This is a genomic window from Williamwhitmania taraxaci (assembly GCF_900096565.1).
Lineage (GTDB): Bacteria > Bacteroidota > Bacteroidia > Bacteroidales > Williamwhitmaniaceae > Williamwhitmania > Williamwhitmania taraxaci.
Window position 1 is genome coordinate 1 of record NZ_FMYP01000097.1, and the last position, 10,020, is coordinate 10,020.

General features: G+C 41.4%; 10 protein-coding genes and 1 pseudogene. 8 read left to right on the forward strand and 3 right to left on the reverse strand.

What is annotated here, in order from left to right; genetic code table 11:
* Positions 1 to 250, reverse strand: a pseudogene (locus tag BLS65_RS16275) (hypothetical protein); the annotation flags it as partial.
* Positions 251 to 436: 186 nt separating this feature from the next.
* On the opposite strand from BLS65_RS16275, the gene BLS65_RS16280 reads away from it, so the two are divergent.
* Genes BLS65_RS16280 through porN form a run of 5 tightly spaced genes read left to right on the forward strand, consistent with a single transcriptional unit; the run spans position 437 to position 6,551 of the window.
* Entirely contained in the window at positions 437 to 1,375 is a 939-nt protein-coding gene (locus BLS65_RS16280; protein WP_092440880.1) for a PorP/SprF family type IX secretion system membrane protein, read from the forward strand.
* Positions 1,376 to 1,430: 55 nt separating this feature from the next.
* The gene (gene porK, locus BLS65_RS16285) at positions 1,431 to 2,762 is read left to right on the forward strand and encodes a T9SS ring complex lipoprotein PorK/GldK (RefSeq protein ID WP_092440881.1); all 1,332 of its coding nucleotides are present in this window, start codon (positions 1,431 to 1,433) and stop codon (positions 2,760 to 2,762) included.
* Positions 2,763 to 2,784: 22 nt separating this feature from the next.
* Entirely contained in the window at positions 2,785 to 3,984 is a 1,200-nt protein-coding gene (gene porL, locus BLS65_RS16290) for a type IX secretion system motor protein PorL/GldL (protein ID WP_092440882.1), read from the forward strand.
* A 28-nt stretch (positions 3,985 to 4,012) separates the two neighbouring features.
* Positions 4,013 to 5,659 (forward strand): type IX secretion system motor protein PorM/GldM, encoded by a 1,647-nt coding sequence (gene porM, locus BLS65_RS16295; protein ID WP_092440883.1) that lies wholly within the window; start codon positions 4,013 to 4,015, stop codon positions 5,657 to 5,659.
* A 7-nt stretch (positions 5,660 to 5,666) separates the two neighbouring features.
* Positions 5,667 to 6,551, forward strand: coding sequence for a type IX secretion system ring subunit PorN/GldN (gene porN, locus BLS65_RS16300; protein WP_170830176.1), 885 nt, complete (start codon positions 5,667 to 5,669; stop codon positions 6,549 to 6,551).
* A gap of 67 nt (positions 6,552 to 6,618) precedes the next feature.
* Here the strand turns inward: porN and BLS65_RS16305 are convergent, their stop codons facing one another.
* Entirely contained in the window at positions 6,619 to 7,707 is a 1,089-nt protein-coding gene (locus tag BLS65_RS16305) for a mannose-1-phosphate guanylyltransferase (protein ID WP_092440885.1), read from the reverse strand.
* Positions 7,708 to 7,800: 93 nt separating this feature from the next.
* Between BLS65_RS16305 and BLS65_RS16310 the strand changes: the two genes are divergently transcribed.
* Complete coding sequence (locus tag BLS65_RS16310; protein ID WP_092440886.1) at positions 7,801 to 8,541, forward strand: MlaE family ABC transporter permease; 741 nt, start codon at positions 7,801 to 7,803, stop codon at positions 8,539 to 8,541.
* A gap of 6 nt (positions 8,542 to 8,547) precedes the next feature.
* Positions 8,548 to 9,300 (forward strand): ABC transporter ATP-binding protein, encoded by a 753-nt coding sequence (locus BLS65_RS16315; protein WP_092440887.1) that lies wholly within the window; start codon positions 8,548 to 8,550, stop codon positions 9,298 to 9,300.
* 179 nt (positions 9,301 to 9,479) lie between these two features.
* Here BLS65_RS16315 and BLS65_RS18080 read toward each other — a convergent pair whose 3' ends face one another.
* On the reverse strand, positions 9,480 to 9,689 hold the full coding sequence (locus BLS65_RS18080; protein WP_125869919.1) for a DUF4834 domain-containing protein: 210 nt from the start codon (positions 9,687 to 9,689) through the stop codon (positions 9,480 to 9,482).
* Between the two features lie 89 nt (positions 9,690 to 9,778).
* On the opposite strand from BLS65_RS18080, the gene BLS65_RS18965 reads away from it, so the two are divergent.
* The coding region (locus BLS65_RS18965) for an IS1 family transposase (RefSeq protein ID WP_139180977.1) at positions 9,779 to 10,020 on the forward strand (242 nt) is incomplete at its 3' end.

Below are 10,020 nucleotides of genomic sequence, written 5' to 3' on the forward strand. Positions count from 1 at the left end.
CTTGAAATCCGGTAAGCTGGTTCAGCTCTGAGCGCAGGTGTTCGGTAATATCCTCGGCGCATTCGCCGCCGCATAAAACCAGCATGAGGTAGGATCGAAACAAATCACTGTAGGAATACTGTGCCTTAACTCCCCGAATGCCAAGCGTTTGGTCTATGGTGTCGTAAATAGAGGCCTCCCGGATAATTTTGTCTGCAAAATTTATTCCGCCAAAAGAGTTGATGGTGTCGCTAGAATATGTAATTTTCATCCGCTACGATGTTTTCACCTAAGTAGGTGAAAATATTTTAATCGGGAAAGCCTTGTGATGATTATTATTACAGGGGTTCCCGATTATTTTTACTCTTATGTTGCGGATTTAAGGTATAAAAATTTGCTTGAGAAATAATTTTTTAGTTATTTTACCTTTCAGTTGAAGAAATATTGGGGAATTTTTATGAGAAGGTTATTAATACTTCTAATTGTTGTTTCAAATCCTTTGTTGGGGCTTTTTGCCCAACAAGCGCCCCAATTTAGCCATAATATGTTTAACCAAATGACCATAAACCCAGGCTATGCAGGCAGTTCCGATTTGATTTGCGCCTCCGCAATCAATCGCCAGCAATGGGTTGGTTTCGAAGGAGCACCAGCAACCACGGTGGTGAATGTTAACTCTCCCTTTCGGCTGTTTGGTAAATCGCATGGAGCCGGAATTACAGTATATAACGACAAATACGCGTTTAACAACGATATAGACATTAACGTGAGCTATGCTTACCGAATGAGTTTAGCTAGCGGGCAATTAGGAATAGGCATCTCGGGGGGATTCATAAATGCATCACTCGATCCAAAATGGGTATATCCTGAAGATATTGCTGTAACTGGCCCAGATCCCAATATTCCCCAGTCAAAGGAGAGCGTTATGAGTTTGGATCTAGGTTTTGGCCTTTTTTACAAAACGGATAGGATGTATTTTGGCCTATCGTCACAGCATTTAAACGAGCCTGTCATCAACAAATCGGCCAATGCGTCAACTCTTAAACGCCACTATTACCTTACAAGCGGATACAACTTGGCTTTACCAAATCCATCATTTGAAATCATTCCAAGCATCTTTTTGGTAACCGAAGGGGCTAGTTCCTCGTTAACAGTGAATACAAATGTTCTCTACAATAAACGGATATGGGGTGGCGTTTCTTACAGACTTAACGATGCTATCATCGGTATGTTTGGTATAGAACTGTTTAATGGTGTAAGAATTGGATATGCTTACGATTATTCTTTGTCTGATTTAAGTGGTTATAACGATGGCACTCACGAGTTTATGGTGAGTTACTGCTTTTCTTTGAAAAAAGAAAAACCACCACAGAGGTACAAGAGTATAAGATTTTTGTAATTTGCGATAACTTTTTAACCGAATATTTTGTCTATTTGCTCATAAATAACCGACTATGAAAAGAGTATTTGTTCTGAGTCTCTTAGCGGCAATAATCACAGGTTGCGGCCCCAATACAAGTGGCGAATTGGTAGGTGTAGGGGGGCGGAGAAGTTACGGAGAAGCTCCTCCATTTGGGATGGTTTTTATTCCACAGGGTTCCTATAATATGGGCGCTAGCGATCAAGATCTCGCTTGGTCCGTAACAGCACCGTCTAAAACCGTTTCTGTCGATGCATTTTGGATGGATCAAACCGAAATCACCAATAACGAATATCGCCAATTCGTTCAATACGTAACCGATTCCATTTCCCGTCGCCTTTTAGCAGAACAAATAGACGATTATGCTATAGCAGAGGACGAATTCGGTAACGAGATTGACCCACCAGTTCTAAACTGGGAGACACCTATTGATTCCAAAGATGAAGAGCAAGCCTCAATATTAGACTCGATGTACTACAACGTGCAGGAGCGCTTCTATCGTCGAAAAGAAATTGATACCCGTAAACTACAATACGAATACTTTTGGATAGACCTTCAACAAGCAGCAAATCCTCGTAACCGATATAACTACGAAGAGAAACGCTACTCTGGAAATATTGTGAATGTAATGGGCGAAGAGGTGCCAATTACAGACCGCTCATCATTCATAATCCGCGATGTTATTAACGTATATCCGGATACGCTCTGCTGGATTAGTGATTTTACTTACTCCTACAACGAACCATACACCTCCACCTATTTCTGGCATCCAAGTTTTGATGACTACCCAGTGGTAGGAGTATCGTGGAAACAAGCAACTGCCTTTACAATCTGGCGTTCTCAAACCCTGAGCAACCAACTTATAAAAAATGGTGAGTCGATGGTTAATGACTACCGACTTCCAACTGAAAGTGAATGGGAATATGCTGCCAGAGGTGGTCTTGACTTAAACAAATACCCATGGGGCGGTCCGTATACCCGAAACATGACCGGATGCTTCTTGGCCAATTTCAAACCTTTACGCGGTAACTACATCGATGATGGCGGTTTAAATACTGTTCCTATTATGAGTTACGAACCAAACGATTATGGGCTTTATGATATGGCTGGCAACGTTGCCGAATGGACATCAAATGCTTTTGATGACGCAGCATACATGTTTACCCATGATATGAACCCAGATTACAAGTATAATGCTAAACCCAATGACCCTCCAGCTCTTAAACGAAAAGTTATTCGTGGCGGATCCTGGAAGGATATAGGATATTTCTTGCAGAACGGAACTAGAACATTTGAATATCAGGACACTGCAAAACCATACATCGGTTTTCGTTGTGTAAGAAGTTATATGCCTGGAGGAAACTAGTAACTTATTAAAAACTTCCACAATGGGATTCAATATTACTGAAATAGTACAAAGTGACAACTGGAAAAACTTCATGGCCAAGCTATATGGCTTGGGTGCATCAGTTGTTATTATCGGAGCATTATTCAAGTTAATGCACTGGAAATTTGCATCTGCAGCTCTTATTATAGGTATGACTACAGAGGCATTCATCTTCTTCTTCTCCGCTTTTGAGCCACCTCACGAGGAGGTGGATTGGACATTAGTATATCCAGAATTGACTGGAATCTCAGATGAGGACGAACTGAAGAGGTATCGCACTGCACGTAATGGTGGCATGGATAGTGAATCTATTCAAGAGATCATTGCTGGGGTAATTGCAGCCACTGGAGGTGTTCAACAACCGATCGCATCCACAGCCACACTAACGGCCCCTGTTACTATGGGTGGATCAGGTAACTCTGGTGCTCTTGTCTTTACAGAAAAATTCAACCAAATGCTTGAAAAAGCAGATATTGGTCCTGAACTTTTTGATAAAGTGGGCAAAGGACTTGCGAAACTCAGCCAAACCACCGAAAAGCTCTCAGATATTTCAAATGCAGCGGCTGCTTCGAACGAGTTTACCGAGAAAATGAAGAGTGCAGCAGGTTCAGTAGGAGCATTTACACAAAAATACGAGCAGTCATCACAAGTTCTTGGCGAATCCATCAATCTGGCTTCGGAAAGTTACCAGAAGACAGCTGGTGTTGTTGCTCAAGCAGGAGATAAATTCCATGAGGGCATGAGTCAAACTGGCTCCAACCTAAAAGGACAAATTGATGCTGCGGGTAAACAATTGAATGAGATCATTACCGCTGCAGCACAAAAAGTTGCCTCGGATGTTTCTGGTTCTGCTACCGATTTGGTAAAGAGTTATGGAGATATCACTAGCCAAATAAAGATCGACAGCACTGCTGTATCTAACATTAATCAGACCTATGTTCAGCAACTTCAAGGTTTAAACAAGCACTTGGAATCGCTAAATCAGGTCCATGAACAGCAAATCAACCAATCGGATAAATATCTGAAAGAATCAGGGAATTTATATACTGGTGTTGAGAAGATGGTTGCTGATCTTCAGAAATCAATCGAAGAGGTACAGCATTTACGTCAAGGAGTTACAACACTAAATCAAAATATCGATTCGTTGAATTCAGTTTATGGCAATATGCTATCAGCTATGAACGTAATGTCGAATAATTAACGAATCTTACTGTTAAGGGAATTAAACTATGGGGCACGGAAAAGAAACACCAAGGCAAAAGATGATAGGTATGATGTACCTAGTTCTTACTGCCATGCTTGCACTCAACGTTTCGGCCGAGGTACTGGAAGCATTCGTATTAGTTGACCAAGGCCTTATTCAGACTTCTCATAGTTTCGCCTCAAAGAACAGTAGCGCGTATAATGAATTCTCAATGGCGGAGAAACTTAACGAAACGAAAGTTAAGCCATGGAGAATGAAAGCCGACGAGATTAGAAAGAAGACTGAAGAAATCAACAAGTATATAGTTAGCCTAAAAGTTCGCTGCGTTCGACAAGCGGATGGCGAAGAGGCCGAAGCTGTTGTTAAAGATAAGAATGGCAGCGAAGAGGTTGAAGGCGAAAAATTACTAAATAAGTCTGACACCGATGCTGGCAGTAGAATCCTTCTTGGCGCTGATAAAAACGGGGAAGCTTATGAGTTAAGAAAAAAACTCGCAACCTATCGGGATTTTCTTCTGAGCATCGTGGAAGATAAGAAGGCATACGAACCGCTGGTAACTACCATTGAAAACCTTTTAGATACAAAAGATCCAAAAGACAAAGGGGATGGAACTCCAAGAACCTGGGAAACAGGCCGATTCGAAAGTGTTCCAGTTGCAGCCATCTTGCCCATCTTGACGAAAATGCAACTCGATGTTCTAAATTGTGAGGCAGAAATTATTAACTATCTGCTTTCGCAAATTGATGCTGGATCGTTTAAATTCAACAAGTTGCAGGCGATTGTTATTGCTAATTCCGATTATGTTTTGCAAGGTAGCAAATACGAAGCCAAGATATTCCTCGCTGCTTCCGACTCTACCCAAGACCCTGAAATATTCATTGGCGGTTACGACGAGAAAAGAACGGCATCGGGAGAATTAGAATACGAAATGCGGGGTGCTGGTCAAAAAGTAGATGTTAAAAGCGGCATAGGATCATATTCGGTCAGTGGGAGTAAACCCGGAATAGTAAACTGGGGTGGTCTCTTACAGATTAAGTCGCCTAGCGGTCAACTCGTGAAACGTCCATTTAAAGTAACATATCAGGTTGCCGTTCCTTCAGCAGTTGTTTCTCCTAGTAAGATGAACGTACTATACCGAGGTGTTGATAATCCAATCGACGTTTCAGCCTCCGGAGTATCGGCAGACAAACTGGTAATCAAAGTAGAGAACGGATCATACAAGAGGACTGCAAAGGGCTACATTGTTCAGCCTGGGCAAGGAAAACTTACCGATATTACCGTATTTGCTGAAATAGATAAATCACAGAAGTTTCTTGGCAAAATCAATTTTCGGGTTAAAAATGTTCCCGATCCACTTGTTAGGATTCAAGGAATAACCGGAAAATCAGTGGATAAAGTTTTTGCTGCAGGGGCCGACGGTGTGAAGGCAGAAATGCCACCCGATTTTGATTTCGATATTTCCTATATCGTTAAGAGTTTTACATTTTCACTAAACTCCGATGGATATGAGAACAGTATTTCAAACGATGGATGGCGGTTCAACGACAAAGCAAAGAACATGCTTTCCCGCTTAAAAGCTGGGAATAAAATCACCATTGAAGATATCAAGATCATTGGCCCTGATGGCACGGTAAGAGATTATCCATATCAGTTAAATGTTAAAATTAAATAACACGACTATGAGAAGGTGTTTGCATTATTTAGTGGGCATAATTTCCTTGGCTTCTCTAGGCCTTTCAGCAAATTCCCAGCCTATCAAAAAAGAGAGTTTGGTTAAGGATGGCATCTATGTAAAGGAGACCATTAAGGAACGCGAACCAGTCCCCTATCCTTCTCTTAGAGAGGGTGACGTGATGTGGAGCAAACGTATTTGGCGAGTTATAGATCTCCGAGAAAAATTAAATCTCCCCCTATACTTCCCTACAGAAGAGATGCAAGATAGGAAGAGTCTTATTCAAACTCTTTACTCTGCAATCAATAAGGGCGAACTTACTGCCTACGACGGAGAAGATGACGAGTTTACTTCTACTATTTCCCCTACCGAGTGCGAAGGCAAAATTGGCGGAGGAATGGTTCAGATTGGACAAAACGAGGACGGTTCTCCTAAGATGCAATATTCCGATCCTAAGTGGGGCGAAATAAAAGAACTACTAGTGAAAGAAGAGTGGTATTTTGATAAGAAGTATTCCACGATGCAGTGCAGAATTATTGGTATCTGTCCTATTCGCGTTTACTTAAAAACCACCACTACCGCTGACCAGGCTCAGGATGACGTCGCCGAAGGTGAAATTACCAAGGTGAAAACATTCTGGATCTATTTCCCGGAGGTAAGAAAAGTTTTAGCTAATACTAGCGTTTATTCGGAGCACAATGATGCTCAACGGATTTCGTTTGACGACCTTTTCTTTCTACGCAGATTTGCCTCCTATATTATTCGAGAGGGTAACGTTTACAACAATAGGACAATCAGCACATACACACTTGGAGGTATTCCAAACATGGTAGAATCTGATAGGATAAGAGAGGATATTTTCAACGAAGAACACGATCTTTGGGAGTTCTAGCCTAACAGTTATCACATAAAAAAGCCACCCATAAGGTGGCTTTTACTTTTTAACGAAGTAAAGAGCATTATGTATATTGCTCTCCCTTCTCGATAAGAATATCACTTACAAAAGTCTTTATCTCCTGCTCGTCCGATTTCTTGCACACTAATAGAATATCATCCGATTCTACCACGATATAGTCTTCAAGCCCTTGAAGAACAACTAACTTATTGTCAGGAACTCGAACAACGCAATTCTTCAATCCGTAGGGCATAACGTTTGCTCCACCAATTGTGTTGCCATCTTTATCGAGATTGGAGTTAAGGTATAGCGAACCCCAAGTGCCTAAGTCGGACCAGCCAAAATCGGCAAGGATCACAAAAACATTACTCGCCTTCTCGAGAATACCATAATCAACAGAGATGCTTTTACACTCCGAATAGACCTGCCGAATAAATGCTTCTTCTCTATCAGTATTGTAAAGCCCAACACCATCGCCGAACAGTTTGTCAACTTCCGGTAGAAACTCGGCAAAGTTATCCATAATGGTCTTGAGCGACCAAATGAATATTCCCGAATTCCAATGAAATTCGCCACTTTGGAGAAATATCTTAGCCATCTCGAGATTCGGTTTCTCAGTAAATGTCTTCACCCTCCGAATCCCCACTACTGGAGCCGATACCGAACTGTTAATTTGAATATAGCCATAACCCGTTTCAGGACGATTTGGTTTGATACCAATGGTTGTTATGGCACTATTAGACTCCGCAAATTGAAGCCCCTTAAGAATGATTTGGTGGAACTCAACCTCATTCATGATTAGATGATCGGATGGAGCCACAACCACAACCGCATCCGCATTTCGTTGCAATATTTTATAGTTGGCATATGCTACACATGGAGCCGTATTTCGTCGGAAGGGCTCAAGTAGGATTTGGGAAGGATCAATCTGTGGCAATTGTTCCAGAACAAGATCCTTATAAATAGCACTGGTGACAATCATTATATTTTCAGCCGGAATTATTTTGGCAAAACGATCAAAGGTCTGCTGCAGAAAGGTTTTCCCGGTTCCGAGAATATCTAAAAACTGTTTGGGCTTTGCATTTCGGCTCAGCGGCCAAAACCGGCTTCCAACCCCTCCAGCCATTATAATACAATAGTGGTTCTTGTTCATAGTTGTATTTTTCTCAAAGTTATGAAAAGAAATTCACGTGTTCATATCAAAATGTTTAATAGAAGGAATTTTCTACCTTTACAAAAAAAAACGATGGGCCTGTTGCGAGTTTTAGGTGACTATTTTCTTCTGCTTCGAAGGGTTTTTTCGCGTCCTCAAAAAGGAAAGTTATACTACAAGTTAATTTTACGGGAGATTGATTCATTAGGTGTGAACTCTATTGGAATTGTTGCCGTTATCTCTGCATTTATGGGTGCCGTATTCACCTTGCAATTAGCTTATAATGCCAACAATCCTTTTGTTCCTAACTTCCTGATAGGGTTAGCTGCCCGTGATTCCATATTACTGGAATTCTCCTCTACCATTGTGGGGTTAATCTTAGCCGGCAAGGTTGGTTCGAATATTGCCTCCGAAATAGGTTCAATGCGAGTTTCGGAACAGATAGATGCCATGGAGATTATGGGCGTAAACTCCGCCAGTTACCTTATTCTTCCTAAGATTGTTGCAACAGTACTTTTTAATCCATTCCTTACGATCCTTAGCATTTTTGTTGGTATTTTCGGCGGCTGGCTCGTGGGTGTATTTACCGGAGTGCTTACCACCCAAAACTATATTGAAGGTATTCAGCATACATTTGTCCCCTTTTACGTTACCTATGCGCTTGTAAAAACAGTGGTTTTTGCTTTCCTAATCACCTCCATTTCATCCTACTATGGATATACGGTTAAAGGTGGATCGATTGAGGTTGGCCGATCAAGCACTAAGGCCGTTGTTGTTTCAAGCATTACCATTCTTCTATTCAACCTTATCCTTACCCAGCTGCTTCTTAAGTAAATAAATATGATTAGAGCCGTTCGCATTTCTAAATCCTTCGAGGATAAATTGGTGATTGATGATGTTTCGGTCACCTTCCAACCTGGGGAAATAAACCAAATTATTGGACAAAGCGGATCGGGTAAAACCGTTTTGCTCAAATCGCTTGTTGGTCTGTATGAGGTGGATAAAGGGGAGATATTCTACGATGATTTTAGTTTTACAAAACTCCAGCGGAATGAGAAACAAGAGGTTCGGGAGAAAATAGGAATGTTATTTCAGGGAAGTGCCCTCTTTGATAGCGCAACAGTGATAGAAAACGTTATGTTTCCCCTCGAAATGTTTACTAAGATGAGCAAAGAGGAGATGGAAGAAAGAGCCAATTTCTGCCTTCAGCGCGTAGATATTGAGAACGCAAATCATCTTTTCCCTTCCGAAATTAGTGGAGGAATGCAAAAGCGGGTAGCGATTGCTCGTGCCATTGCCTTAAACCCTAGGTATCTTTTCTGCGATGAACCCAACTCTGGCCTCGATCCAAGAACGGCCACTGTTATCGATAACCTAATTAAGGAGATAACGCAAGAGTATCAAATGACTACCATTATTAACACTCACGATATGAATTCCATAATGGAAATTGGTGATAAAATATTTTTTATCAACGAAGGAAAGATTTGGTGGGAAGGAAACCGTGAGGAGATACTACATGCCGATAACAAAGAGTTAAATGATTTTGTCTTCTCCTCGGCATTAACACGAGCTGTAAAGGGTGTATTGTAGTTCCATCTTTTTCGAAAGTCCGAAAGACTTGGTATCACATTAACAGACCATATATGATACAATAATGAGCATATCTTTCGCATCCGAAAGAATTCAAACTCAGAATGCGAAAACAATAGAGAACAAAAAAACCGAACCATTATTGGCTCGGCTTTTTGCTTTTAGGAAGACTTAAGGGACTATTCCTTTACCTCTTCGTAGTCGACATAGTCGCCTACATCCTTTAGCTTGTTGCTTCCACTTTGGGAGGAATCTCTTTTATCGTCCACCCAAACTTCACCGGGCTTGCGCTTAGTATCATTTTCGGTATACCCGGCGCTATTCTTCTTAAGGAATCGCTTTACCTTATAGCGCAAGACGATAAGGGACAGAAATCCTAGGATGAACAAGAATAGAAAGAAAGACAGAATAAGTTGGCTCTATTCAGTGATAATGTTGTTGCAAAAATTTGCTTATCTTAGTGGAAAGTCTCTATGATATGACAATAATTGAACAAATCCGAGAACTCGCAAAACAGTTGACAGAACAAGAGCGCGTTACGGTAATGCGGGAGCTGAAAAATACGGATGCATCACTTACGGCTCAGCTGGGGGAGGCGAAAGTCTGCCCCCACTGCTCGAGCAGCATGATCATTAAGCACAGCATGTTCAATGGGAGGCAGCGCTCCAAGTGCAAAACGTGCGGCAAGACCTTTACTATGCTTACCGGAACGCCCATACA

What these genes read in the sequence shown, in the direction of transcription:
- BLS65_RS16280 (WP_092440880.1), top strand. Translation starts at nt 437, where the DNA reads ATGAGAAGGTTATTAATACTTCTAATTGTTGTTTCAAATCCTTTGTTG.
- porK (WP_092440881.1), top strand. Translation starts at nt 1,431, where the DNA reads ATGAAAAGAGTATTTGTTCTGAGTCTCTTAGCGGCAATAATCACAGGT.
- porL (WP_092440882.1), top strand. Translation starts at nt 2,785, where the DNA reads ATGGGATTCAATATTACTGAAATAGTACAAAGTGACAACTGGAAAAAC.
- porM (WP_092440883.1), top strand. Translation starts at nt 4,013, where the DNA reads ATGGGGCACGGAAAAGAAACACCAAGGCAAAAGATGATAGGTATGATG.
- porN (WP_170830176.1), top strand. Translation starts at nt 5,667, where the DNA reads ATGAGAAGGTGTTTGCATTATTTAGTGGGCATAATTTCCTTGGCTTCT.
- BLS65_RS16305 (WP_092440885.1), bottom strand. Translation starts at nt 7,707, where the DNA reads ATGAACAAGAACCACTATTGTATTATAATGGCTGGAGGGGTTGGAAGC.
- BLS65_RS16310 (WP_092440886.1), top strand. Translation starts at nt 7,801, where the DNA reads ATGGGCCTGTTGCGAGTTTTAGGTGACTATTTTCTTCTGCTTCGAAGG.
- BLS65_RS16315 (WP_092440887.1), top strand. Translation starts at nt 8,548, where the DNA reads ATGATTAGAGCCGTTCGCATTTCTAAATCCTTCGAGGATAAATTGGTG.